Below are 23,283 nucleotides of genomic sequence, written 5' to 3' on the forward strand. Positions count from 1 at the left end.
GACAACGTCCGCGAACGACCACCGTTCCTAAAACGAAAACAGATACGCGCAGATGATGGACCTCGACGCCACGGAATCGGGACAAACGGGCCTTGCTGAATCGGGTCGCCGGTTGCAACATCCGGTCACACACCCGGCTGGGGGTCCCATGAAGTCGATTGCTCACGCCGCTCCGACCGTCGACATCCAGGCCGCACCGAAGGCTCACGCGCGCAATGTCGCGCTGGACCGCGCGCGCACGTTCCTGACGCTGGTCGTGCTGCTGCACCACTCGGTAATCCCCTACACCTATTTCGGGCACACCGATCCGACGTCGTGGATCGGCTTCGACTGCGTGGTGCTCGCCACCGACAGCTTCTTCATGGCGATGTTCTTCTTCCTGTCGGGGCTGTTCGTATGGCCCGGGCTCGGCCACAAGCCGTGGCTGATCTTCCTGCGCGACCGATTGCTGCGGCTCGGCCTGCCCTTCGTGATCTGCGCGTTCACCGTGATTCCCATCGCCTATTACGCGATCGCGCTGCGCGCGACGCCGGGGCTGACCTTCTCCGAGTTCTGGTGGAAGACCATGACGGTCGGGCCGTGGCCGAGCGGCCCGATCTGGTTCGTCTGGGTCCTGATGGTCTTCGACCTGACCGCGAGCGTGCTGTACCGGGTGTCATCGCGTCTGCTCGAGCCAATCAACCGTCTCTCGATCAAGGGATTTGAGCGTCCCTCGAAGTTCTGGCTGTTCCTCATTGTGGTCAGTGCCGCCGTGTACCTGCCGATGCTGGTGCATTATGGCCAGAACTACTGGTTCGAGCTTGGACCGTTTTCGGTGCAGGCGAGCCGCGTGCTGCTGTACGCATCCTATTTCTTCATTGGTGCGGGGATCGGGGCGGCAAACCTCGAGGGCGGCCTGCTCAGCGCGCACGGACGGCTGACCGAGAGGCGCTGGTTCTGGACCGGCATCACGCTGATCCCCTATGCGATGATGTGGGTGATGATCTACATCAAGCGCCAGGTCATCGGGAATCCCGATCCGCTGCCGGGCTGGTATCTCGCGATCTATGGCAGCTTCTATGTGCTGTTCAGCGCCTCGATCCTGTTCGCGATCCTCGCCTACTTCCTGCAATCGAAAGCCCCGGGGCCGACGCTGCTCGACCGCATGCAGGGCGATGCCTATGGCATGTTCCTGGTGCACTATCCGATCGTGCTGTGGCTGCAATACTGGCTGTTCGACATGGATCTGCCGGCGATTGCCAAGGCCGCGATCGCGTTCTTCGCCACCGTGGCGCTGAGCTGGGCGGCCACGGCCATGCTGCGCAAGATTCCCGGCTCGAAATACGTGCTCTGATCAGGCCGCGATCTCGTCTCTCACCGCCACGCGTTCCAGCCGCGGTGCGGATACGGCGCGATGGTCGCGTGCGATCAGGATGTAGAAGGTCGGCAGCACGAGCAGCGTGAACAGCGTGCCGATCAGCATCCCCATCACCACCACGATGCCGATGGCAAAGCGGCTCGCCGCACCGGCGCCATCGGCACCGCCATCCCCGAGCCCGCACGAGTGGGAGCTCGCGATGTTGGGCTGGACCAAGACGCTGCAGCAGCGGATCGACGATCTCACCGACCTGCGCGACAAGCTGTTCAACTGCATCGGCTGCGGCTTCCTGTCGGTGACGGATTGTCCGCTGCGAAAATCCCGACGACCGGCTGGGCGCCAAGGGTCCCGGCCCCCGTGTCCTGACCGCCGCCGCCGAGCGCCGGCAAAAGCGCGGGCGGCAGGACTGACGATTCTACTGCGGCGGACAACCTGCGCACAACCTGACGAATGACACATGCCGGCATGTGATTCTCGGTTATGCTGACCGCACTGCTGACCTCAAGGAGTCCCAGGGATGAACGACCCTCAAATCGGATGGATCGCGGCAATCATCGTCGGCGGATTGGCGGGCTGGCTCGCCGAGATGATCATGAAGTCGGGAACCGGCATCATCATGAACATCATCCTCGGCATCGTCGGCGCGGCGCTGGCGAACTGGCTGTTAGGTCTCGTCGGCGTGTCGCTTGGCGGGGGGTGGATCAGCTATCTCGTCGCCGGCTTCATCGGCGCCTGCATCATCATCTTTGCCTGGCGCGCGATCCGCGGCGCAACCTAGGGCCACGATCCGCGGGATCGTGCTTGAATAAAAACAATAGCGCGATGAAGGGTTCATCGCGCTATTGAGATTGTCTTTCATTGACGTGGCGTTGCCTGACCCGGCGGATCAGACGGCGGGGCCCCGCATGTAGTTCGGGAGCCAATGTTCGAACGCGTGCGCCAGAGTCTCGACCGAGACCGGCGGCTCGCCGGCGACTGCGATCGCATCGCCGCCGGTGGTGCCGATTCTGGCGCTAGGCACGCCTGCCCCCTTCATCTTCGCCAGCACGAGACCAGCGTCCGCCGCTGGCACAGTCACGATGTAGCGCGCCTGGTCCTCGCCGAACCAGTAGGCATGCGGCACGATCGAGCTCGGCGCTGCCAGCAGCTGCGCACCGATGCCGCTCGCGATCGCCATCTCGGCGAGCGCGATGAGCAGCCCGCCGTCGGAGATGTCATGCACGGCGGTCGCAGTGCCGGCGTGGATCATGCCGCGCACGACGTCGCCATTGCGCTTCTCGGTGGCGAGATCGACCGGAGGCGGAGCGCCTTCCTCGCGGCCGCAGATGTCGCGCAGGTAAACCGACTGGCCGAGCCAGCCCTTGACGTCGCCGATCAGAATGATCGCCTCGCCCGCCGCCTTGAATGCCAGCGTCGCCGACTTGGTGAAATCGTCGAGCAGGCCGACGCCGCCGATCGAGGGCGTCGGCAGGATGCCGCGGCCATTGGTCTCGTTGTAGAGCGAGACGTTGCCGGAGACGACCGGGAAGTCCAGCGTGCGGCAGGCTTCAGAGATGCCCTTCAGACAGCCGACGAACTGGCCCATGATCTCGGGCCGCTCAGGATTGCCGAAGTTGAGATTGTCGGTGATCGCAAGTGGCCGGCCGCCGACCGCGGTGATGTTGCGCCAGGCTTCCGCCACCGCCTGCTTGCCGCCCTCGAACGGATCAGCCTCGCAATAGCGCGGCGTGACGTCGACGGTGAGCGCAAGGCCCTTCGGCCCGTCCTGCACGCGCACGACGGCGGCATCGCCGCCCGGACGCTGCACGGTATTGCCGAGGATGACGTGGTCGTACTGCTCCCAGACCCAGCGCTTCGAGCACAGTTCCGGCGTGCCGATCAGCTTCTCCAGCGCCTGTGAAATGCCGAGCGGCGGCTTGACGTCCAGCGCGCGGATCACCGGCAGCGCCTTCGAGGCGACATGGGGACGGTCATAGACCGGCGCCTCGTCGCCGAGCTCCTTGATCGGCAGGTCGGCCATCACGGCGCCGCCGTGCTTGACGACGAAGCGCTTGGTCGGCGTGGTATAGCCGACGATGGCGAAATCGAGCCCCCATTTGCGGAAGATCGCTTCGGCCTCTTTTTCCTTCTCGGGCTTGAGCACCATGAGCATGCGCTCCTGGCTCTCCGAGAGCATCATCTCGTAGGCGCTCATGCCGGTCTCGCGGGTCGGCACGGCGCTGAGATCGAGGTCGACGCCGAGATCACCCTTGGCGCCCATCTCGACCGCCGAACAGGTCAGCCCGGCCGCGCCCATGTCCTGGATCGCGATCACGCAATCGGCTTCCATGATCTCGAGGCAGGCTTCGAGCAGCAGCTTCTCGGCGAAGGGATCGCCGACCTGCACGGTCGGGCGCTTCTCCTCGGAGGCATCGTCGAATTCGGCCGAGGCCATCGAGGCGCCGTGGATGCCGTCGCGGCCGGTCTTGGAGCCGAGATAGACGATCGGCATGTTCACGCCGGAGGCGGCCGCATAGAAGATCTTGTCGGCATCGGCGAGGCCCACCGCCATCGCGTTGACGAGGATGTTGCCGTCATAGCGGGTGTGGAAGCGCACCTGGCCGCCGACCGTCGGCACGCCGAACGAATTGCCATAGCCGCCGACACCGGCAACCACACCGGACACCAGATGCCGGGTCTTGGGATGCTCGGGCGCACCGAAGCTCAAAGCGTTAAGGCAGGCGATCGGCCGCGCGCCCATTGTGAAAACGTCGCGCAGAATGCCGCCGACGCCGGTGGTCGCCCCCTGATAGGGCTCGATGTAGCTCGGATGGTTGTGGCTCTCCATCTTGAAGACCACCGCCTGGCCATCGCCGATATCGATCACGCCGGCGTTCTCGCCCGGGCCCTGGATCACCCAGGGCGCCTTGGTCGGCAGGCCGCGCAAATGGATGCGCGAGGACTTGTACGAGCAGTGCTCGTTCCACATCGCCGAGAAGATCCCGAGCTCCGTGAAGGTCGGGACCCGCCCGATCAGCTTCAGGATGCGCTCATATTCGTCCGGCTTCAGCCCATGGGCGGCGACGAGTTCGGGGGTGATTTGGGGCTCGTTCATGGGTCCCTTAATAGGTAGATCGAACGGGGGCGAAAAGGCCTTTTACGGGGCATTTTCGGCCTGTCCAGAGCTTTGCGGAGACTGACGGCCCCTAGGGGATTTGCACAATGGGGATGGATCGGATTTAAGAACCGAAACCCGATAAATGAAGGCCCAGATTTCGTGAACGAGCTCGCCAAGACCGCATTCAACCGCCGCCCCGACCTGCACGTCGAAACCGAGGGCGAATTCGCCGGCTGGCGAACCTGGACACGCGACAATTTCGAGACCCATACCGGCCCTTTTTACCACCGCATGGACGAGAACGGCCGCATCACCTGCGCGTTCCGGGTCGGCAAAAAGCACCTCAACGGCTCCGGCAACGTCCACGGCGGGTGCTTCATGACCTTCGCGGACTACTGCCTGTTCGCACTCGCCGCCTCGGTGCTCCAGGGCCCGGGTGTCACGGTGTCGTTTTCCTCGGAATTCCTTGACGCGGCCCGCGAGGGAGACCTCATCGAATGCGCCGGCGAAGTCACCCGCGCCGGCGGATCGCTGATCTTCGTGCGGGGCATGCTGACGTCCGCCGAGCGGCCACTGTTCACCTTTTCCGGCACCATCAAGCGGGTGAAGCGGAAGGTGCCGGCAGAGGCCGGTGCCTGACAAGTGTCGCCTTGCAGTCCGGGCGGCTCCAGGAATCGAAATCCTTGCAGCGGCTCGCCCGGCCACGATGCGGTTACCATCCGACGTCAGGATCTCGCAATTACGACTTCGAGATATTCACCGGGGACAATGAGGCTACCGCCGCGGCCCCAATTCGACCGTTCCAGTAGGTCGAGTATATCGGCCTCAAGCCCAGCCGCCTTCTCGCCGTCAAGCGCGGCGAATGCACGGTTCGCGGGACCATAGCAGGTACGGAAGACCTCAAGCCAGTGCTCCGCAGATTCGTACCTGAAGGTGAAGATCTGCACGGAGCTACTGATGTCATGCCCTCGGAACAGCTCTTCGAGGCGGGCCGCGGTTCCCCAGAGCGTCGGCGGCTTGATGCCGGGCGGCGGCGGCACGTAGCTTCCAACGATTTTGAGAAGTCGGCCGATAAAGCCATCCGGCGTCCAATTGGCGAGCCCGATCTTGCCGCCTTTGCGAACGACGCGAACGAGCTCGGCGGCCGCCTTCTCCTGGTTTGGGGTGAACATGACGCCGAACGTGGACAGCGCCACATCGAATGCGCCGTCAGCAAACGGCAGCGCTTCGGCGTCAGCCACCTGGAAGTCGACTGCAAGACGATCGGCGGCGGCACGCTCCTTGCCTCGATCGAGATGCGCGCCGACATAGTCGGTGGAGGTGACGCGAGCAAAACGGCGTGCTGCGGCCAGGGTCGCGTTGCCGTTGCCCGCTGCAACGTCGAGCACGGAGCTGCCGGCGTTCATATCGACAGCCTCACAGAGCCGCTCGCCGACGATTTGAAGAGTCGTTCCGATAATTCCATAATCGCCCGCGGTCCAGACGGCCTGCTGGCGTTGCTTGATGGCAGTATAATCAACGGGTAGCGTCGCAACCGACATAGGCGATCTCCTTTGCCTCGATACCTCCGCCCGAAGGCGGACCCGCAGCTTGCGAGCGGGGTGGAGCATCTCATCGCGGCTGCAAAGGCGGCCAGTTCAGGATCTGAATCTGGGTGGTACAGATTTTGAACTGGCCTCGTTGGACCGATCGTAGCATTCTTGCCGTGCGGGTGATGGCCGGAGAAAGCTGCAATGTCCGACAGCGGCTACAATCAGTTCTGTCCCGTCTCGATGGCAGCAGAGATCATCTGCTCCCGTTGGACGCTTCTCGTGCTGCGCGAGCTCGTGCTGGGCTCGAACCGTTTCAATGAATTGCGACGCGGACTGCCCAGCATGTCACCTGCGCTTCTCTCCAAGAGGCTGAAGGATCTCGAAGCCGCCGGGATCGTCGTGCACGCCGCCGCTGAACGCGAGCCGGGCGTACTTGAATATCGTCTCACCGAAGCAGGAAACGAGCTGCGTCCGATCATCGAAGCGGTCGGCATGTGGGGACATCGATGGGTCACGACCGAGGCGACGCTGAAGAATCTCGATGGCAATCTGCTGATGTGGGATATCAGGCGGAACATAAACACGGATCCAATGCCGCCTCGCCGCAATACAATCCAGTTCATCTTCAATGACAGACCATCGTCCGAGCGAAATTACTGGCTCATCGTCGAGCCGGACAACAGAGTTGATCTGTGCCTCGTCGATCCCGGCTTCGATGTCGATCTTTATGTGTCAACAGATCTGCGGACGATGACCGAGATCTGGCTCGGATATGCAGCCATCGGCCTGATGTTCGAACAGGGCCGGCTCATCCTGACAGGAGACCCGAAGCTCGCCGCCGACCTGCGCAAGTGGTTGAAGCTCAGCATCTTCGCAAAAAGCGAGAAGAGGGTTGCTTGAGGCCGGGCGACATTGCGCGGCACCCATTGTCGCTCCTCGCCGGTGTGAAAGATACAGGGCTCGATTTGACATTGCCGTCGATGCGCATCGCCCGGATATGCCGCGTGACAGAATTGCGAGTGAGCCGATGCCACTCCCGATCGCCTCGCCGCACTCCACACGATCAAATTCCTCGTCACGGTAAACAGGCTTGTCGACCGTCCGCCGGACCTGCACCGCATCGAGATCATCTCACGCGGCACGGAGGATTATCCGCTGGCCTCCGCTGTAGTCCCGAAGTATCAGTTGCCCAGCGCGCCAACGCGCGGGGAGCCAATCAAGGTGCCGAAGAGCACAGCTAGAGCGGGTGGCGTGACGGCTCCCGTGCAAACGTCCACTCCATCCAGAGCCGCACCATCCGTACGCGGCTGGCGCGACTATGCGTTGCTGCTCGCACTCGCCTGCTGCTGGAGTTCGACCTATCCGCTGACCAAGATCGCGCTCGGCTCGATTCCGCCGGTTACCTTCATCTCGGCCCGCTCGCTGATCGCCGCCCTCTTCCTGCTCGTCGTGCTGCGCATCCGCGGCATCCGCGTCCCGACCGACATGAAGGCCTGGAAGCTGTTCGCGTTCCAGCAGACCATCAATTCGACGATCCCGTTCCTGGTGATCACCTGGGCGCAGCAATTCGTGCAGGCCTCTCACACCGTGGTGCTGGCCTCGACGACGCCCATCTTCGCCTTCCTCATCACCTGGGCGATCACGCGGCACGAGCCGGCTTCTCCCGTCAAGCTGCTCGGGGCGATCCTCGGCCTCGCCGGCACGGTCGCGATCATCGGCCTCGATGCGCTCAGCGGCTTCGGCAAGGAGATCGTAGCCGAGATCGCGATCCTGCTCGCCACCGTCTCGTTTGCCTGCGCCACGATCTTTGGCTTGCGCCTGTCTGACTACGATCCGATGGTGGTGGCGGCCGGCTCGCTCCTGTTCGGCGGCACGGTGCTGCTGCCGGCCGCGCTGATCCTCGAACACCCCTGGACGCTGCATCCGACGCCGCAGGCGCTGGTCGCCACCGTCACCATGGGGATATTCTCGAGCGCGCTCGGGCTGATGCTGTTCTACATGTGCCTGACGCGGCTCGGCACGCTCGCCACCAACGCGCAGGCCTACCTGCGCATTCCGATCGGCGTGGCGCTGTCGGTCGTGCTGATCGGGGAATCCGTGCCGTCGAACCTGGCGCTCGGCCTTGTGCTCGTGATGGCCGGCGTCGCCGCGATGACCGTGCCGGGCGACGTCATCAAGCGCGCACTGGGCCGGCTGCGGGGATAGGGCCGGCGGCGATTTCTGATTGCACGCCGGCAGCGCGCGGCATTTCGACGAGGCCGCGCGAGAAAGCGCGTCGGCGCCTTACGCCGCCTTTTCGTGATGCTGGACCAGCCCTGCGAACAGGCCGCGTCCGTCGGTGCAGCCCATGATCTCTTCGACGTGGTTCTCGGGGTGCGGCATCATGCCGAGCACGTTGCCGCGCTCGTTGACGATGCCGGCGATCGAATTCGCGGCGCCGTTGAAATTGGAGGCCTCGTCGACCACGCCTTCGGGCGAGCAGTAGCGATAGAGCACTCGGCCGTCGCCTTCGAGACGCTTCAGCGTCTCCTCGTCCGCCTCGTAGTTGCCCTCGCCATGCGCAACCGGCACGCGGATCACTTGGCCGGCATTGTAGCCGCGGGTGAACGGCGTGTTGGAGCGCTCGACCCGCATATGCACGTCGCGGCAGACGAATTTCAGTGCCGCGTTGCGCATCAGCACGCCCGGCAGCAGGCCGGACTCGCAGAGGATCTGGAAGCCGTTGCAGACGCCGAGCACGAGGCCGCCCTTGGCGGCGAAGTCGCGCACCGCGTCCATCACGGGCGCGCGGGCCGCGATCGCGCCGCAGCGCAGATAGTCGCCGTAGGAGAAGCCGCCGGGCACCACCACGAGATCGGTGCCCTTGGGCAGCGCGGTCTCGGCGTGCCAGACCATCGCGGTCTCGTTGCCGGAGGCGAGCTTGAGCGCGCGCGCCATGTCGCGCTCGCGGTTGATGCCGGGGAAGACGAGGACGGCTGATTTCATGAGATCACCGGGTTTTAGGCGCTAGAACATGCATAACTGCGGCCGCGAACTTTGCGTAGTTGTCGTTGCTGGCCTTCTCGTCGCGTGCCGAACTGATCAGGCTGGCCGAGGCGCGCGTGCCAAACAGCAGGCCGTTGACTTGATATTCGCTGACGCCGTCTGGCGTCACCGTCAGGCGCCGTGCCCGAAACATCCGCGGCGCGGTCGCCTTGGCGCCATCGACGCCGATCAGCGTGATCCGCTGTCCCGGCTTCCGCTGCTCCAGCGCCTTTATGATCTGGGTCTGGCTCTCACGGAACTGGTCCAGGGTCATCGGATTGTCGGCGGCATAGAGCCGATAGGTCACCTTGGAGCCCGCACCACAGCTCGGCTGCTCGCAGCGGAAGACGTGCACATCGGAGCCGCTGCGCTGATCGAGCTTGTAACTCCACCCGCTGATCGAAACCGGCGGCGCCTGCGGTGCTGTCGCGGGCGCCGGCGGTGATTGCGCCAACGCACCGCCAATCCCGGCAGTCATGAGCAACGCAAGCAACGACGATCGAACGGACGAACGATTGCTGCCGGGAACGGCGAGAGCGGCTGTTGTCATCTGGCTCGCCCGATCAGCTCAGAACCTCGACCCGGTAGTTCTCGATCACGGTATTCGCGAGCAGCCTGTCGGCGGCGGCCTTCAGCGCGGCCTCCGCCTTGGCCTGGTCGGTCGCGGCGAGCTCGATGTCGAACACCTTGCCCTGGCGGACGCTGGCAATGCCGTCGACGCCGAGCGACTTCAGTGCGCCCTCGATCGCCTTGCCCTGCGGATCGAGGATGCCCGACTTCAATGTGACAGTGACACGTGCCTTCACGATCGCCCCTTAGCTCTTCACCAGCACCGGGCCGCTGCCGGCCGGCCGCTCATTTTCGATCAGGATGCCGAGCCGCTTGGCGACTTCGGTATAGGCCTCCAGGAGACCACCGAGATCCCTGCGGAAGCGGTCCTTGTCCAGCTTCTCGTTCGACTTGATGTCCCACAGACGGCAGGAGTCTGGCGAGATCTCGTCGGCGACGATGATCCGCATCATCTCGTTCTCGAACAGCCGGCCACACTCCATCTTGAAGTCGACGAGGCGGATGCCGATGCCGAGGAAGAGACCGGTCAGGAAGTCGTTGACGCGGATGGCGAGCGCCATGATGTCGTCGATCTCCTGCGGCGTGGCCCAGCCGAAGGCGGTGATGTGCTCTTCCGACACCATGGGGTCGTTGAGCTGGTCGTTCTTGTAATAGAACTCGATGATCGAGCGCGGCAGCTGGGTGCCCTCCTCGATCCCGAGGCGCTGCGACAGCGAGCCGGCGGCGACGTTCCGCACCACCACCTCGAGCGGCACGATCTCGACCTCGCGAATCAGCTGCTCGCGCATGTTGAGACGGCGGATGAAATGGGTCGGCACCCCGATGTCGTTGAGGTGCTGAAACAGGTACTCCGAAATCCGGTTGTTGAGGACGCCCTTGCCCTCGATCACCTGGTGTTTCTTGGCGTTGAACGCGGTCGCGTCGTCCTTGAAGTGCTGGATCAGGGTTCCCGGCTCTGGGCCTTCATAGAGGACCTTGGCCTTGCCTTCATAAATACGGCGTCGACGGCTCATTGGGATGTACCGTGTTTTGTTGAAATCCATGAATTTGGGTGCTCCGGATGACTTGGGGTTACGACCCACGACGGAGCTGCCGCGGAGGCCTGGAACCTTGGTATTCCAACCGGAAACAGAACAAGAACCAAGCCTGCTGGCAACGTACCCGATTGGCCCATCCAGCACAATCGATACGACCCCTTCGGACCAACTTATACCGCCCTATCATAAGGGGCCGATTCCGCCTGTTTTGCCTGCGGCTTAACGGCTCGTTGTGTTGCCGATTCTGCCTGCATATTTAGGCATGGATCGAGGCTGCCGCAACGAGCTGCGGCCCACCATTCAGCAGGGGATTGGAACTTCGGCCATGAACGAATTCAACAAGCGCGAGGAAGGTTTCGAGAAGAAGTTCGCCCTCGACGAAGAGCAGAAGTTCAAGGCCGAAGCCCGCCGCAACAAGCTGCTCGGCCTGTGGGCCGCGGAAAAGCTCGGGATCGCGGGCGACGCCGCCAATGCCTACGCCAAGGAGGTGGTGGCCGCCGATTTCGAGGAAGCCGGCGACAACGATGTCCTGCACAAGGTTTTGAAGGACCTTAACGCCAAGGGCAACGCCGTCACCGAGGCCGATATCCGCGCCAAGATGGACGAACTGCTCGCGCAAGCCGTGGCGCAGGTGAAGGCGGGGACGTAGGCGCAATGGCCGCTCAAGGATCACTGGACGGCTCGTCGCCCTGGGCGGCGAGCCTTTTCTGTTGCCGGTGGCCACTGGAAGTCTGAAATAGAACCGCTGCGTCATCGCGCGCGCTGTTAGCCGTACTGCTGCAAGCCGTCCTCCCCGAGGCCGCGGTCGCCGCTGCGCGGATTGCCCCCGGCGCCAATCTCCATACCGAACCCGCCCCGACGCGCCCGCTGGACCGCGTCGCGCAACATCCTAACGTTTATATCGAATAAATACACAACCTCGTGAACGGATCGAAACAGTGATCCACTTCATCAGGGGGTCAGAGCGAAACCGTGAGATGCGCAACGTCGTTACGGTTCGCACCGCGGCGATGAACCTAGACAATCACACGCTGCATTGGCGCAATTCACTGGATCGCAATGACGACGCGATGAGGTCAGCTCGCTCCTCCTTAAAGTCATGTTCGAGTACAGAGCGTCCGGCGCCGCGAGCACGGCACTCGCCTCGCTTCGAAACATTCAAGCCAAGCCGATAGGCGGCAATGTTTCGCAATACACCTTCCTTCGCAACACCACTTTGTGAGCAATCTTTGGTTGCATGTATAGTTTTCAAAATCTAAGATCGACCTCATTGATAACACAACCTCAGGGAGATTTCGAGATGAACGAGATGGTTTCGACGCGGCACATTACTGATCAGGCCCAGGCGGTCCAAACCCCGTCCGCTTCCTACACCTGGTACCTCAGCGCGTATCAGCTGCACGGCAACCTTTGGTTGTCTTGGCAGACGACCGCGCCGTTCAGGGCCCAGCAGGGACAGATCATGGTCTATTCGGGCCAGTTCTTCCCGGCCAACCCCCAGGATAACGTCAGAGCATGGCAGTGGGATAACGTCAGCTCGAACGGGTGGGACACCGGCCTTCCCTGGGGCAGCGGCTGGTACTGCGCGTGGAATGCGCAGCGCAGCCCGAACGGACCCTACGCCTACGCAGTGCAGGTCGTTACGGCCTAGCAGCGAAGGCGGCGGTTCGTTCGTCAACGCGCCGACGGCTTCGGACCGCCATATTCGGCACGGATATTTTTCAGCAGCAGCCGCGACGCCGCGCTCAAGAAACCGCCGCGTCGCGTCACCGTCACGATATCGTGGCTCGCCGTCAGATGCTCTTCAACCACGCGATGGGCTTTGCCGATCCGACGCTGACCGTCGAGCAGCTCTCTGCCGCCGGCGTCAAGCGCGTCGGCGGAGCGATGGAGCGGCACGCTTGCTACGCTGCCCGCGAGATGAAAGAGATGGGATCGTTCACCTACGTTCGCGACCTGACGCCGGTGAAGCATGTTCGCGCGGCTTTCGCCGCCGCGAAAGGCAAATAGGGAGTGGCGGGTAGCGAATAGAAATCCACTCGCTACTCGCTATTCACCATTCGCCCCTTACCCTTCCTTGAAGCCGTATTCCGGCACGTTGCCGCTGGCGCCGTAATATTTGTACGGCAGGAACTTGCCTGACATCGTGATCTTGACGCGATCGCCCTTCGGGTTCGGCAACCGCTCCATCACCATGTCGAAGTCGATCGCCGACATGATGCCGTCACCATACTCTTCCTCGATCAGAGCCTTCCACGCCGGCCCGTTGACCATCACGAGCTCGTAGAAGCGGTAGATCAAGGGATCGGTCGGCGGCATCGGCATGCCGCGCATCGGCGTCTCGTTCAGCATTGCGATCTCGGCTTTCGAGAGGCCGAACAGCTCGCCGGCATTGGCGGCATGCGGCTTCGTCAGTTTCATCTGGCCGAGGATCGCACCCGTTATCAGCACCTCGGAATAGCCGCCGATCTTTTCGCAGATATATTTCCAGCTCCAGCCCTTCTCGCGCTTGATGTCGAGCAGCTTCTCGGTGAGGTCTTCGCGTTTCATGGGTCGTCTCCCTGGCGTTGCACTGTCCAGCAACGAGCAAGGAGTATGCCAGCAATTCCATGGCCTCGCAGGCCCTGCCGCTCGCGCCTGCGACCAAACGCGCTGGCAGCGCCGCCGTACAGCTTGTTGCGGTCTACGCCGCCGACCGCTTCTCCACCGTCGCGATGCCGCGCAACAGGCGCCCGAGGAGGTCCGAGCCGGTGATGATGCGCTTCTGACCGCTCCAGACCAGGATCAGATCGTGCTCGATCACGTCGTCGCCGGGCGTTTCCGGCACGACCTTCATGAGCCCGATGACGTCGCCGAGCCGCGCCTTGGCGTCGCGCACGATGATCGGCCGGTGCCAATAGGCGGTCGGATCGCTCTCCAGCTGGTTGAACAGCGCATCGCGCAGGAAATGATGGGCATCGAGCACGAACACCGGCTCGCCGGCAAGATCCGTCACGACCACCCATTTCATCCCGGACGCGTCAATCCGGCGCAGGAAGGGATCATCGGGAACGCGGTCAAATTTCGGCAATACGCAGCGCTGGTTGGCCAGCGGCAGGCTCAGGATGCTGTCGGGATGGATGACCTCGCCCTCGTCGCACACGGAGATGTCGTCGAGGTCGAGAAAATTCTGCGCGCCGGTCGCCTCCACCTTGCTGATGTCGCCGCCGTCGACGACATGGCGGGCGATCATCTGCCGGATGTCCTGCTCATGCAGATAGGAGATGCCTTCCGACCCCAGCCACCAGTCGAGCACCATCGCGGTCGGCCTCGCCAGCGGAAACAGCACGATGCGATAGAAGTTCAGGAACGGCAGAAACCGCGCGGTCATCGCCAGCGCGTTGCGCGAGAAATAGGCCTGCGGGAAGATTTCGCCGAGCAAGGTGATGGCGAAGGCCGAGAACAGGAACGCACCGACGCCGGCGAGCACCGAATCCGACAGCAATGTCAGCAGCACGTTTGTCGTGACGTTGCCCCAGATGATGGTCGCCAGGATCTGGTTGGCGTTCCTGCGCAGCTCGAGCACGCGCGCGGCGCTTGCCTTGCCGCTGTCCGCTTCGATCTGAAGCCGCAACAGGCTGAGGCTGAACACCGCGAGATTCAGGCCGGCGAACAGGGCCGACTGCAGGACGCAGGCGGCGATACCGATCCAGGTCGAGATAGTGCCAAGAAAAGCCATGGACGCCCACCTCGATGTTGCGGATTCGCTGCGCGATCAAAGTCGAGCGAGGTGACAGCCGAATGACCGCGTCGTGATACGTGTGAAGCTAGAGCGGAGCCGTCCGCTCGGGTCGGCACGACGAGCCGATTGCGCCGACCGTCGATCGCAGCGCCGCCTGGCGATCGCAGCTTCGCCTTGCGCTAGAGATCGAAATTCGTCGGCAGCATGACGACGTCGCGAATGGTCACGCCGCGCGGCCGCGTCAGCATGAACATCACGACGTCGGCCACCTCGCTGGTCTCGAGCAGACTTCCCGCGTCCCTCGCCTCCTTCAGCTTCTCGGGCGGCCAGTCGGCAAGCAGCGCGCTGGCGACGGGTCCGGGCGAGATCGAGCCGACGCGAATGCCGTGCTTGAACACCTGACGCCGCACCGTCTGGACGAAGCAGTTGATCGCCCATTTCGACGACGCATAGACCGGCTCCCACGGCGTCGGAAAATGCGCGGCCAGGGAGCTCGTGACGATGATGTCGCCCGTCCCGCGTGCGATCATGTGCGGCAGCACGTCGTGCACGTTCTTCATTACGACGTTGACGTTCAGGTTCAGCATCCGGTCGATGGCCGCGGTGTCGGCATCGACCAGGTCGCCGCCGATATAGGTCCCGGCATTGGCATGCAGGATGTCGAGCTGGCCGGCCTTCTCGAGCACCGCCGGCAACAGCGTGGCGCAGCTCTTCGGGTCGAGCAGGTCGATCACCAGCAGGATCATCGCATCGCCATGCTTGTCGCGGAGCAGCTTCAGCGCCGCCTCGTCGCGGTCGACCATCACCACGCACGCACCCGCCGCCAGCATCGCCTCCGCGCTCGCCAATCCGATGCCCGATGCCGCTCCGGTCACGGCAGCGACCTTGCCCGCCAACTCTCCCGCCATCGTCTTCACCTTGCTCTGATCACCCCGCGCGGCAATATAGCAGTCCCCGGCGGTGCTGTCGTTTCCGCAACGCGCGACGCGGAGGCCGCGCAGACGTCACGCCCGGACCAATGCGGCGCCGGCAACCAGGCATGCGGCGCCGAGCAGCCGAACCAGCGTCGCCGGGTGCTGCGGCGTGCCCAGCAGGCCGAACTGGTCGAACAGCAGCGAGCTGAGCAGCTGGCCCACGACGATCAGGGTTACGACGGTCGCGACGCCGAGGCGCGGGATCATGAACACGCTGGTGGCGATGAACACCGCGCCGAAGACGCCGCCAGTCCACGCGATCAAGGGCGCGCGCGTGGCAGATGCGAAGCTGAAAAACGGTACGCGCAGGATGACGAGGAGCACCGCCAGCGCGATCGTCCCGCCAAGATAGCTGACAAAGGCCGACCACCAGGCAGACTGGAGCGTCTTTCCGAGATTCGCATTCAACAATTGCTGGAAGCCGACGCAGCAGCCCGCTGCGACGACCAGGAGAGGTGCAAAGGCGTTCATGAGCGACCGTGACGGGTTGGTTCTTGAGCGGACATCGTGATGCCACGCTACTAAGGAGGCCGTCAGTCCGTCTGGAACGAAATCGACCGTCTCACCTCGGCGCGAATGCCGATCGGTAGACCGCCGGCGTAGCGCCATAGGCCCTGCGAAAAAGCCGTCCGAAATGGCTTTGGTCCGCAAAGCATGTCGCGTAGGCAACGTCCGCGACCGCGTCGGCGTTCTTGAGCAGCGCACGCGCCTTCGCCAGCCGATCGGCAAGACGATAGGCCGCCGGCGTCATGCCGAACTGCCGCCTGAAGGCCCTGATGAATCCGTCGGTCGAATATCCGAACCGCGCGGCCATCGCGCCGACATCGAGGTCGTGGTCCAGAACCTGCTCCGGCAGTGCGGCCATCGGCGCCGACCGGCTGTCGCAGCGCGCGTCCCTGTGCACCGATCCGACGGCATCGAGAAGCTCATCCGGTGATCGCGCTCGTGTGCGGGGAATGATCTGCGGCATCACGATGCCGCGCGCGGCTGGATGATCGCCTGGCAGATAGAGGTGGGTGACGATCGACGCTGCGCTGCCATGCGATGCGTGCGGCAGGCCGGCCGGGAGTACGACGATGTCTCCCGGCGATGCGCGGAACTCGCCCAGCGGAGTCGCATAGGCATGCCATCCACAGGTCGCCGCGGCGATCTGGACGTCAGGGTGGAAATGGGCCGTCTGGGCAACCGGGTAAGCGGTCTCGAGCCGCCCCATTTCGATCGAGACGGAGCGGTGATAGGGACGATAGTTCCACGAAACGCGCATTTGCGGAAATCTTAAGCCATTCTCATGCAACGGCAATGACCGCTGCAATCCGGTTGTCATCTTCATCGCTCAACCACCAACGCCATCGGCCGCGCGATTTTGACCCCGCTCAAAGCTGCCGTCATATTTGCATTCTAACCTCGCGATCGATGGAACAGATCGGCGGGCTCGGGGGTCATTGTTCGCATCTTCTGCAAGGAGATCGGCATGCAGCTGACGACACCCCCAGGCGAGCGCCCCCGCGCCAACGATTTGGAACTGCTCGACCGCTACTGGCGCGCCGCCAACTACCTCTCGGTCGGCCAAATCTATCTGCTCGACAATCCGCTGCTGAAGGAGCCGCTCAAGCCCGAGCACATCAAGCCGCGGCTGCTCGGACATTGGGGTACCACGCCGGGTCTCAACTTCATCTATGCCCACCTCAATCGCGCGATCCGCGCGTCCGATCTCGACGTCATCTATATCTGCGGTCCCGGCCATGGCGGGCCCGGCATGGTCGCCAACACCTATCTCGAGGGCACCTACACGGAGATCTATCCGGAGGTAACGTGCGATGCGGACGGCTTGCGCAAATTGTTCCGCCAGTTCTCCTTCCCCGGCGGAATTCCGAGCCACGCCGCGCCGGAAACGCCCGGCTCGATCCATGAGGGTGGCGAGCTCGGCTACGCGCTGGTCCATGCCTACGGCGCCGCCTTCGACAATCCCGACCTGATCGTGGCCTGCGTGGTCGGCGATGGCGAGGCCGAGACCGGCCCGCTTGCAGCCTCCTGGCACTCCAACAAGTTCCTCAATCCGGTGCATGACGGCGCGGTGCTGCCGATCCTGCATCTCAACGGCTACAAGATCGCCAACCCCACCGTGCTGGGACGCATGACCGATGACGAGATTCGCAGCCTCTTCATCGGCTACGGCTACGAACCGCTATTCGTCGAGGGCGACGATCCGCCTGCGATGCACCGGCTGATGGCCGACACGCTCGATGCCGCGCTCGCCGGCATCCGCGCGATCCAGCGAAGCGCGCGCGACAAGCAAGCAGACTTGCAGCGGCCGCGATGGCCGATGATCGTGCTGCGTAGCCCGAAGGGCTGGACCGGACCGAAAGAGGTCGACGGGTTGAAGGTCGAGGGTTTCTGGCGCGCGCATCAGGTGCCGATCGCGAATGCGCGCAACAATCCCGATCATTTGAAGCAGCTCGAACGCTGGATGAAGAGCTACGAGCCGGACAGACTGTTCGACGGCAACGGCCGGTTTGTGCCGGAATTGCAGGCGCTCGCACCTGATGGCAATCGCCGGATGGGCGCCAATCCGCACGCCAATGGCGGCCTGCTCAAGCGCGAGCTCAAGTTGCCGGATTTTCGCGAGCTCGCCGTCGACGTGCCGTGCCCTGGCGGCGTGGTCGGCGAAGCGACGCGCGAGCTCGGCAAGCTGCTGCGCGAGGTCGTGACGCTGAATGCCGACGCACGCAACTTCCGCATCATGGGCCCGGACGAAACCTCATCCAACCGATTGGACGCAGTGTTCGAGGTGACCGACCGCGTCTGGATGGAAGGGATCGAGCCCTATGACGTGCATCTCGCCCATGACGGACGGGTGATGGAGGTATTGAGCGAGCATCTCTGCCAGGGCTGGCTGGAAGGCTATCTGCTCACCGGCCGGCACGGCTTCTTCTCCTGCTACGAGGCCTTCATCCACATCGTGGATTCGATGTTCAACCAGCATGCCAAATGGCTGAAGGTCTCGCGCGCGCTGTCCTGGCGGCGTCCGATCGCGTCGCTGAACTATCTGCTCACCTCGCATGTCTGGCGCCAGGACCACAACGGCTTCAGCCATCAGGATCCAGGCTTCATCGATCTCGTCACCAACAAGAAGGCCGACATCGTCCGCGTCTACCTGCCGCCGGATGCCAACACGCTGCTGTGGGTCGCCGATCACTGCCTGCGCACTTACGACCGGATCAACCTGATCGTCGCTGGCAAGCAGCCCTCGCCGCAATGGCTCTCGATGCGCGAGGCGATCCCCCATTGCGAGGCCGGCATCGGCATCTGGAATTGGGCCGGCACCGAGGCGCCTAATGCGAAGCCCGATGTGGTGATGGCCTGTGCGGGTGACGTTCCGACCCTGGAGACGCTCGCCGCGGTCGACCTCTTGCGCAAGGCGCTGCCTGACCTGAAGATCCGCGTCGTCAACGTGGTCGATCTGATGACGCTGCAGCCGAAGGAGCAGCATCCGCATGGCCTGTCCGACCGCGATTTCGACGGCCTGTTCACGCGCGACAAGCCTGTGATCTTCGCCTATCACGGCTATCCCTATCTGATCCATCGCCTGACCTACAACCGCACCAATCACGCCGGCATGCACGTGCGTGGCTTTGCCGAGGAAGGCACCACCACGACGCCGTTCGACATGGTGGTGCTGAACCAGCTCGATCGTTTCCATCTCGCCATCGAGGCGATCGAGCGCGTACCGGGGCTCGACATCGCGGCGGCGCATATCAAGCAGCAGTTCCGCGATACGTTGATCGAGCACTCCCGCTACGTGCGCGAACACGGCGAAGACATGCCGCAGATCCGCGACTGGGTCTGGCCCTACGGCGCAGCCGGCACAACCGCACACACATCCGGGAGCTGAAGCGCAGCGAAAGAGACCGCCGATGTCCGATAGCGTTCTGGTGCTCAACGCCGGCTCCTCCAGCGTCAAGTTCGGCCTGTTCGATATCGGCTCGGCAGAGCCGCAGCTCCAATGCAAGGGCCTGCTCGACGAGCAGGAGAAGGTGCCGCGCATCGTGGTCAGCGATGCGTCGGGCAAGCAGCTGTTCGAGAAGCGCCGCCCTGCCGGCGAGGCCAACGACGACGGCCTGTTCGCCGATATCTTCGCCTGGATCGAGGACCATCTCGTGGGCGGCAAGCTCGCCGCCGTCGGCCATCGCATCGTCCACGGCGGTCGCGAGTTCTCTCGCCCAGTCGCGATCACGGAGCGCACCCTTGCGGCGCTGGACGCATTGACGCCGCTCGCACCGCTGCACCAGCCGCGCTGCTTGGCACCGGTCCGGACAGTGCAATCGCTGCAGCCGGAGCTGACGCAGATCGCCTGCTTCGATACGTCCTTCCATCACGGTCTGACGCCGCCGGCGAGCCGCTTTGCGATCCCGCGGCAGTTCGAGGAACGGGGCATCCGCCGCTACGGCTTCCACGGCCTCTCCTTCGAATATGTCGCAGGCCGCCTCGCTACGATCGCGCCACAATCGGCCGGGAAGCGTGTCGTGGTGGCGCATCTCGGCAATGGTGCGAGCCTGTGCGCCCTGCACGGGGGCAAGAGCGTCGACACCACGATGGGCCTGACTCCGCTCGACGGTCTCGTGATGGGGACGCGCTGCGGCACGATCGATCCCGGCGTGCTGCTCTACCTGCTGCAGGAAGAGAAGATGTCGGCCGAGAAGGTGCAGCATCTGCTGTACGAGAAGTCCGGCCTGCTCGGCGTCTCCGGCGTCTCGGCCGACATGCGCGCGCTGCTGGCAAGCCGGGAAGCTGCGGCACGAGACGCCGTCGAGCTCTTCACCTTCCGCGTTGCCGCCGGGGTTGCCGTGATGGCGAACTCGCTCGCAGGATTGGACGCCCTGGTGTTCACCGGCGGTATCGGCGAGCACGCCGCCGAGATCAGACAGCAGATCTGCGATCGCCTCGCCTGGCTCGGCGTCCGCCTCGATGCGACAGCCAACGCAAAGGCGCAGCAGCACATCGCCGCGGCGGACAGCCAGGTTGACGTGCTGGTCATCCCGACCAGCGAAGAGACCAGCATCGCGCGGCACTGCGCAGCGCTGCTCCGTTCGCAAGCAAAGGCATAAAGTCGGGCGCTGCTGCAGCCGAGCACCTCTTCACATCCGGAGCATGGCCGGTCGCGCGGCGAAGCGGCGACGCAGCCATTTTGCCGCTGGCCCCGCCGGCCGCTGCTTGTGCCAGACCACTTCGAGCGCGACGGGATGCGCGCCCTCGTCGAATTCCAGCTCGGGAATGGCCAGCTCTTCGGCAACCGGCGAGCTCGCCATGATGTGCGCCGGGATCAGCGCCCAGCCGACGCCCTGGGCTGCGCTGATGATGGATCTCTCCATCGTCGCGTTTTATTTGGTCTACGCGTTCGCGTTTAACATCGCCTATGATCGCGTCTTTCTGGTGCCTCAGCATAGCACGCACGGTCGCACCTCCGGCCTGGCACTGCCGGCCTGAGCAATCGCGCTTGACACAATCATCTGATACGCTTGATCAGTCGCAACAGGTGTGAACACGAGCATCGCATGAGACGGCGCCAGTTTGTGTCACTTCTCGGTGGAGCTGCGCTGGCGCCGTTCGCCGCGTTGCCGGTGTACGCCGAGACGTCCGGCGGTTGCGGTTTTCCTGCTGCGCGAGATGACGGCTGGCCCGTCGCCGCGGGCAATGCGGACAAGCTCGTCGACCATGATGCGCTCTGCAAGACGGCTGATCAGCTCGCCGCGAGCGATGCCAGTATCCACGCCGTGCTGGTCGCCCATGGCGGCAAGCTGGTGTTCGAGCGCTACTTCAGGGGTGACGACGAGGTCCCGGGCCGCTTTTACGGCCGCCGGGTGGAGAACGTTACCTTCGATGCCGATACGCTGCACGACATGAAGTCGGTTTCAAAGAGCGTCGCATCGCTCGCAGTCGGCATCGCGATCGATCGCGGGCTGATCCGCAGCGTCGACGAACCGATCTTCAACTTCTTCCCTGAGCTGTCGGACATGCGTTCCCCGGAAAGGGACCGCATCCAGCTGGTGCATGCGCTCACCATGTCGATGGGCCTGAAGTGGATCGAGGCGACCCCGGCGACCGGAGATTACGACAATGACGAAGCGCGCATGCACATGGCGCAGGACCCATGTCACTACGTACTCGGTCTTCCGGTGACTACCCCGGCCGGACAGGAGTTCTTCTACAACACCGGCGCGCTGACGCTCGTGTCGGCCATCATGCGCAAGGCAACCGGTCGCCCGCTCGACGAATTCGCCCGCGAGACTCTGTTCGAGCCTCTCGGCATCACCGGCGTGGAGTGGAGCCGGGTCAAGGGCGACACCGATGCCGGCGGCGGATTGCGCCTGCGGCCGCGCGACATGGCGAAGATCGGCCGCCTCGTCCTCGCGGGCGGCCGCTGGAAGGACCGCCAGATCGTGTCGAAGGCATGGATCGAGACCTCGACGGCACCGAAGCTCAAGGCCACGGACAATCAATCGTATGGCTACCTGTGGTGGCTCGGTCGCGCCCGGCTCAATGGCCGTGAGATCCACTGGATCGGCGCGCTCGGCCGCGGCGGGCAGTCGATCCGCATCGTCCCGGAGCTCGATCTCGTCGTCGCGGTGACCGCGGGATACTACCAGGACTACAGCCCGCAAGCGTTCAAGGTGCAGTACGGCGTGTTCAGGGACGTCCTGCGGACGATCTCGCCTCCGGCCTGACCCGATGCGTCAGCTCGATGAACGTTCGCGCGACGCCAGGCGAATGGCACGGCCCTTCGCCGGCTTGGCCTTGCTCTGTGCGACGATGATGTGGCGCCCCTTGCCGAGCCGGGCAGCACCCGGCGCAGCCTTCTTGAGCAGGATCGCGAGCCGCTTGCGCACGCGGCTGGCTGCAACCCTTGCCGCCAGCTCTGCGGCCTCGGCCTTGCGGATGATCATGGTCACGCCGGGCGCGGCCAGTGCGGAGACGAACGTCACCTCCTTCGACTTGGACAAGCCACCGATCCCTTCGCAGGGCGCTTCGCGCGGCAGATCGATCCGGATCGCCAGCCTGTCAGCGTCCTCGATCCAATCCTCCGCCCTGGTTCCGGTGACGATCCGGACATAGTCGCGGGTCTCGCGTGGCAGTTCGCCCTCCCTGGCGAGCCACTTCTGGATACGACCACTGCCGGCATTGTAGGCCGCAGCGGCAAGACCGAGATTGCCGAAATCGTCGCGCAGCTTGCGCAACAGCCTCGCGGAGGCAGGCAGCGCCTTGAGCGGATCGAAGGGATCGTCGAGGCCGACTTCGGCGGCTGTCTCCGGCATGAATTGCGCAACGCCCTGCGCGCCGGCGTGGCTGATCTCGTCCGCGCGGAAGCGGCTCTCCTGCCAGATCAGGCGCGCAAAAAACGCGACAGGGATCTCGCTCGCTTCGGCGGCATCCTTCAGGGTACGGCAGAACACATCGATCGAGGATGCCTGCGGCCCGGCTATGGTCTGCTCCGGCTGGCCTGCAGATGCAGCCGCTGCATCATCGATCAGCCAACTCGGTTTCTCGCTGGCAACAGCGCTTTCAATGAAGCGAGCGGCGAAGGGGACATCGTCGGACACCGGGTCCTTTGAGACAGGCGACGCGTGCCTTGTTGGGGTATCGCCTGAGACCTGGCTTGGCGAACGATCGAAATCGATCATCAAGGCGAGAAACGCGGCGAGCACCGCGATAACGAATCGCATTTGCTGGGAAGGACCTAGATTGTGCTGTGAGTTGCGCGCAAATGCGCTTCCGATAACGACTTTTTAACGAGTCGATTGCGGCGAAGCTGCGATCTTCCCTGTTCCATCGCGAAGCGATGCGAATGTTCGCGTTGGAACTTTGGAGCTTCCCGTAACTTTACGGAATGATCCACGCTGGGGATGCACAATGCTCCGATCCCTTGTCGTCGTTCTTCTGCTTGCGTCGGCCGCGCCGGCGGTCGCGGCACGGCTC

At 63.8% G+C, this 23,283-nt stretch carries 24 protein-coding genes and 2 pseudogenes; 12 read left to right on the forward strand and 14 right to left on the reverse strand.

Going from position 1 to position 23,283, the window contains the following annotated elements:
• The first annotated feature begins 148 nt into the window (after window positions 1-148).
• Window positions 149-1,333, forward strand: coding sequence for an acyltransferase family protein (locus AS156_RS03475; RefSeq protein ID WP_066500026.1), 1,185 nt, complete (start codon window positions 149-151; stop codon window positions 1,331-1,333).
• On the opposite strand, the pseudogene AS156_RS45895 reads toward AS156_RS03475, so the two are convergent.
• Window positions 1,334-1,519 (reverse strand): annotated as a pseudogene (locus tag AS156_RS45895) (efflux RND transporter permease subunit); the annotation flags it as partial.
• Between the two features lie 355 nt (window positions 1,520-1,874).
• On the opposite strand from AS156_RS45895, the gene AS156_RS03485 reads away from it, so the two are divergent.
• Window positions 1,875-2,135 carry a GlsB/YeaQ/YmgE family stress response membrane protein gene (locus AS156_RS03485; protein ID WP_066500030.1) on the forward strand — a complete coding sequence of 87 codons (261 nt, stop codon included), beginning with the start codon at window positions 1,875-1,877 and terminating at the stop codon, window positions 2,133-2,135.
• A 108-nt stretch (window positions 2,136-2,243) separates the two neighbouring features.
• Here AS156_RS03485 and purL read toward each other — a convergent pair whose 3' ends face one another.
• A complete protein-coding gene (gene purL / locus AS156_RS03490) occupies window positions 2,244-4,451 on the reverse strand; it encodes a phosphoribosylformylglycinamidine synthase subunit PurL (RefSeq protein ID WP_066500032.1) in 2,208 nt (735 codons plus the stop codon).
• Window positions 4,452-4,613: 162 nt separating this feature from the next.
• Between purL and AS156_RS03495 the strand changes: the two genes are divergently transcribed.
• Window positions 4,614-5,093, forward strand: coding sequence for a PaaI family thioesterase (locus AS156_RS03495; protein ID WP_066500035.1), 480 nt, complete (start codon window positions 4,614-4,616; stop codon window positions 5,091-5,093).
• Between the two features lie 86 nt (window positions 5,094-5,179).
• Here AS156_RS03495 and AS156_RS03500 read toward each other — a convergent pair whose 3' ends face one another.
• Window positions 5,180-5,995, reverse strand: coding sequence for a class I SAM-dependent methyltransferase (locus AS156_RS03500; RefSeq protein WP_066500039.1), 816 nt, complete (start codon window positions 5,993-5,995; stop codon window positions 5,180-5,182).
• A gap of 192 nt (window positions 5,996-6,187) precedes the next feature.
• On the opposite strand from AS156_RS03500, the gene AS156_RS03505 reads away from it, so the two are divergent.
• Together AS156_RS03505 and AS156_RS03510 are read left to right on the forward strand one after the other, a co-directional pair.
• Window positions 6,188-6,886, forward strand: a complete 699-nt coding sequence (locus AS156_RS03505; protein ID WP_066500041.1) for a winged helix-turn-helix transcriptional regulator — start codon at window positions 6,188-6,190, stop codon at window positions 6,884-6,886.
• 321 nt (window positions 6,887-7,207) lie between these two features.
• A complete protein-coding gene (locus AS156_RS03510) occupies window positions 7,208-8,191 on the forward strand; it encodes a DMT family transporter (protein ID WP_066500163.1) in 984 nt (327 codons plus the stop codon).
• Between the two features lie 78 nt (window positions 8,192-8,269).
• Here AS156_RS03510 and purQ read toward each other — a convergent pair whose 3' ends face one another.
• The 4 genes from purQ to purC form a co-directional block, all read right to left on the reverse strand.
• Window positions 8,270-8,971: a phosphoribosylformylglycinamidine synthase subunit PurQ gene (purQ, locus tag AS156_RS03515; protein WP_066500043.1), complete on the reverse strand. Its 702-nt coding sequence runs from the start codon at window positions 8,969-8,971 to the stop codon at window positions 8,270-8,272.
• A 4-nt stretch (window positions 8,972-8,975) separates the two neighbouring features.
• Entirely contained in the window at window positions 8,976-9,488 is a 513-nt protein-coding gene (locus AS156_RS03520; protein WP_245312532.1) for a hypothetical protein, read from the reverse strand.
• Between the two features lie 85 nt (window positions 9,489-9,573).
• Window positions 9,574-9,816 carry a phosphoribosylformylglycinamidine synthase subunit PurS gene (gene purS, locus AS156_RS03525; protein WP_066500044.1) on the reverse strand — a complete coding sequence of 81 codons (243 nt, stop codon included), beginning with the start codon at window positions 9,814-9,816 and terminating at the stop codon, window positions 9,574-9,576.
• Window positions 9,817-9,825: 9 nt separating this feature from the next.
• On the reverse strand, window positions 9,826-10,593 hold the full coding sequence (gene purC / locus AS156_RS03530; RefSeq protein ID WP_016843454.1) for a phosphoribosylaminoimidazolesuccinocarboxamide synthase: 768 nt from the start codon (window positions 10,591-10,593) through the stop codon (window positions 9,826-9,828).
• 349 nt (window positions 10,594-10,942) lie between these two features.
• Here purC and AS156_RS03535 point away from each other — a divergent pair, with 349 nt between their 5' ends.
• The 3 genes from AS156_RS03535 to AS156_RS03545 all read left to right on the forward strand — a co-directional run bounded on the left by AS156_RS03535 (window position 10,943) and on the right by AS156_RS03545 (window position 12,627).
• On the forward strand, window positions 10,943-11,266 hold the full coding sequence (locus AS156_RS03535) for a DUF1476 domain-containing protein (RefSeq protein WP_066500046.1): 324 nt from the start codon (window positions 10,943-10,945) through the stop codon (window positions 11,264-11,266).
• A 651-nt stretch (window positions 11,267-11,917) separates the two neighbouring features.
• A complete protein-coding gene (locus tag AS156_RS03540) occupies window positions 11,918-12,268 on the forward strand; it encodes a hypothetical protein (protein ID WP_082747297.1) in 351 nt (116 codons plus the stop codon).
• 146 nt (window positions 12,269-12,414) lie between these two features.
• Window positions 12,415-12,627 carry a hypothetical protein gene (locus AS156_RS03545; RefSeq protein ID WP_066500048.1) on the forward strand — a complete coding sequence of 71 codons (213 nt, stop codon included), beginning with the start codon at window positions 12,415-12,417 and terminating at the stop codon, window positions 12,625-12,627.
• A gap of 57 nt (window positions 12,628-12,684) precedes the next feature.
• Here AS156_RS03545 and cynS read toward each other — a convergent pair whose 3' ends face one another.
• The 5 genes from cynS to AS156_RS41715 form a co-directional block, all read right to left on the reverse strand.
• Window positions 12,685-13,167, reverse strand: a complete 483-nt coding sequence (cynS, locus tag AS156_RS03550) for a cyanase (protein WP_066500057.1) — start codon at window positions 13,165-13,167, stop codon at window positions 12,685-12,687.
• 133 nt (window positions 13,168-13,300) lie between these two features.
• The gene (locus tag AS156_RS03555) at window positions 13,301-14,335 is read right to left on the reverse strand and encodes a DUF21 domain-containing protein (RefSeq protein WP_066500058.1); all 1,035 of its coding nucleotides are present in this window, start codon (window positions 14,333-14,335) and stop codon (window positions 13,301-13,303) included.
• Between the two features lie 182 nt (window positions 14,336-14,517).
• A complete protein-coding gene (locus AS156_RS03560) occupies window positions 14,518-15,246 on the reverse strand; it encodes an SDR family oxidoreductase (protein ID WP_066500060.1) in 729 nt (242 codons plus the stop codon).
• Between the two features lie 96 nt (window positions 15,247-15,342).
• Window positions 15,343-15,921: a DMT family transporter gene (locus tag AS156_RS03565; RefSeq protein WP_430641773.1), complete on the reverse strand. Its 579-nt coding sequence runs from the start codon at window positions 15,919-15,921 to the stop codon at window positions 15,343-15,345.
• A complete protein-coding gene (locus tag AS156_RS41715; protein WP_066500064.1) occupies window positions 15,875-16,576 on the reverse strand; it encodes a helix-turn-helix transcriptional regulator in 702 nt (233 codons plus the stop codon). Before AS156_RS41715 ends, AS156_RS03565 begins: the two co-directional genes overlap by 47 nt.
• Before the next feature lie 207 nt (window positions 16,577-16,783).
• On the opposite strand from AS156_RS41715, the gene AS156_RS03575 reads away from it, so the two are divergent.
• Window positions 16,784-19,204: a phosphoketolase family protein gene (locus AS156_RS03575; RefSeq protein ID WP_066500066.1), complete on the forward strand. Its 2,421-nt coding sequence runs from the start codon at window positions 16,784-16,786 to the stop codon at window positions 19,202-19,204.
• A 22-nt stretch (window positions 19,205-19,226) separates the two neighbouring features.
• Window positions 19,227-20,417 (forward strand): acetate/propionate family kinase, encoded by a 1,191-nt coding sequence (locus AS156_RS03580; RefSeq protein WP_066500067.1) that lies wholly within the window; start codon window positions 19,227-19,229, stop codon window positions 20,415-20,417.
• Between the two features lie 30 nt (window positions 20,418-20,447).
• Here AS156_RS03580 and AS156_RS43880 read toward each other — a convergent pair.
• A pseudogene (locus tag AS156_RS43880) lies at window positions 20,448-20,654 on the reverse strand (hypothetical protein); the annotation flags it as partial.
• A 13-nt stretch (window positions 20,655-20,667) separates the two neighbouring features.
• On the opposite strand from AS156_RS43880, the gene AS156_RS43885 reads away from it, so the two are divergent.
• Entirely contained in the window at window positions 20,668-20,796 is a 129-nt protein-coding gene (locus tag AS156_RS43885; RefSeq protein ID WP_430641775.1) for a PACE efflux transporter, read from the forward strand.
• Between the two features lie 68 nt (window positions 20,797-20,864).
• On the forward strand, window positions 20,865-22,034 hold the full coding sequence (locus tag AS156_RS03585; protein ID WP_066500071.1) for a serine hydrolase domain-containing protein: 1,170 nt from the start codon (window positions 20,865-20,867) through the stop codon (window positions 22,032-22,034).
• 9 nt (window positions 22,035-22,043) lie between these two features.
• On the opposite strand, the gene AS156_RS03590 is transcribed toward AS156_RS03585, so the two are convergent.
• Complete coding sequence (locus AS156_RS03590) at window positions 22,044-22,907, reverse strand: lytic transglycosylase domain-containing protein (protein WP_430641774.1); 864 nt, start codon at window positions 22,905-22,907, stop codon at window positions 22,044-22,046.
• Window positions 22,908-23,283: the final 376 nt, after the last annotated feature.

The sequence above is a fragment of the Bradyrhizobium macuxiense genome (assembly GCF_001542415.1).
Lineage (GTDB): Bacteria > Pseudomonadota > Alphaproteobacteria > Rhizobiales > Xanthobacteraceae > Bradyrhizobium > Bradyrhizobium macuxiense.

What these genes read in the sequence shown, in the direction of transcription:
- AS156_RS03485 (WP_066500030.1), top strand. Translation starts at nt 1,875, where the DNA reads ATGAACGACCCTCAAATCGGATGGATCGCGGCAATCATCGTCGGCGGA.
- AS156_RS03585 (WP_066500071.1), top strand. Translation starts at nt 20,865, where the DNA reads ATGAGACGGCGCCAGTTTGTGTCACTTCTCGGTGGAGCTGCGCTGGCG.
- purL (WP_066500032.1), bottom strand. Translation starts at nt 4,451, where the DNA reads ATGAACGAGCCCCAAATCACCCCCGAACTCGTCGCCGCCCATGGGCTG.
- AS156_RS03505 (WP_066500041.1), top strand. Translation starts at nt 6,188, where the DNA reads ATGTCCGACAGCGGCTACAATCAGTTCTGTCCCGTCTCGATGGCAGCA.
- AS156_RS41715 (WP_066500064.1), bottom strand. Translation starts at nt 16,576, where the DNA reads ATGCGCGTTTCGTGGAACTATCGTCCCTATCACCGCTCCGTCTCGATC.
- AS156_RS03565 (WP_430641773.1), bottom strand. Translation starts at nt 15,921, where the DNA reads ATGGCGCTACGCCGGCGGTCTACCGATCGGCATTCGCGCCGAGGTGAG.
- AS156_RS03475 (WP_066500026.1), top strand. Translation starts at nt 149, where the DNA reads ATGAAGTCGATTGCTCACGCCGCTCCGACCGTCGACATCCAGGCCGCA.
- AS156_RS03545 (WP_066500048.1), top strand. Translation starts at nt 12,415, where the DNA reads ATGCTCTTCAACCACGCGATGGGCTTTGCCGATCCGACGCTGACCGTC.
- AS156_RS03540 (WP_082747297.1), top strand. Translation starts at nt 11,918, where the DNA reads ATGAACGAGATGGTTTCGACGCGGCACATTACTGATCAGGCCCAGGCG.
- purC (WP_016843454.1), bottom strand. Translation starts at nt 10,593, where the DNA reads ATGAGCCGTCGACGCCGTATTTATGAAGGCAAGGCCAAGGTCCTCTAT.
- AS156_RS03500 (WP_066500039.1), bottom strand. Translation starts at nt 5,995, where the DNA reads ATGTCGGTTGCGACGCTACCCGTTGATTATACTGCCATCAAGCAACGC.
- AS156_RS03560 (WP_066500060.1), bottom strand. Translation starts at nt 15,246, where the DNA reads ATGGCGGGAGAGTTGGCGGGCAAGGTCGCTGCCGTGACCGGAGCGGCA.
- AS156_RS03520 (WP_245312532.1), bottom strand. Translation starts at nt 9,488, where the DNA reads ATGACTGCCGGGATTGGCGGTGCGTTGGCGCAATCACCGCCGGCGCCC.
- purQ (WP_066500043.1), bottom strand. Translation starts at nt 8,971, where the DNA reads ATGAAATCAGCCGTCCTCGTCTTCCCCGGCATCAACCGCGAGCGCGAC.
- AS156_RS03575 (WP_066500066.1), top strand. Translation starts at nt 16,784, where the DNA reads ATGCAGCTGACGACACCCCCAGGCGAGCGCCCCCGCGCCAACGATTTG.
- AS156_RS03555 (WP_066500058.1), bottom strand. Translation starts at nt 14,335, where the DNA reads ATGGCTTTTCTTGGCACTATCTCGACCTGGATCGGTATCGCCGCCTGC.
- cynS (WP_066500057.1), bottom strand. Translation starts at nt 13,167, where the DNA reads ATGAAACGCGAAGACCTCACCGAGAAGCTGCTCGACATCAAGCGCGAG.
- AS156_RS43885 (WP_430641775.1), top strand. Translation starts at nt 20,668, where the DNA reads ATGGATCTCTCCATCGTCGCGTTTTATTTGGTCTACGCGTTCGCGTTT.
- AS156_RS03535 (WP_066500046.1), top strand. Translation starts at nt 10,943, where the DNA reads ATGAACGAATTCAACAAGCGCGAGGAAGGTTTCGAGAAGAAGTTCGCC.
- AS156_RS03580 (WP_066500067.1), top strand. Translation starts at nt 19,227, where the DNA reads ATGTCCGATAGCGTTCTGGTGCTCAACGCCGGCTCCTCCAGCGTCAAG.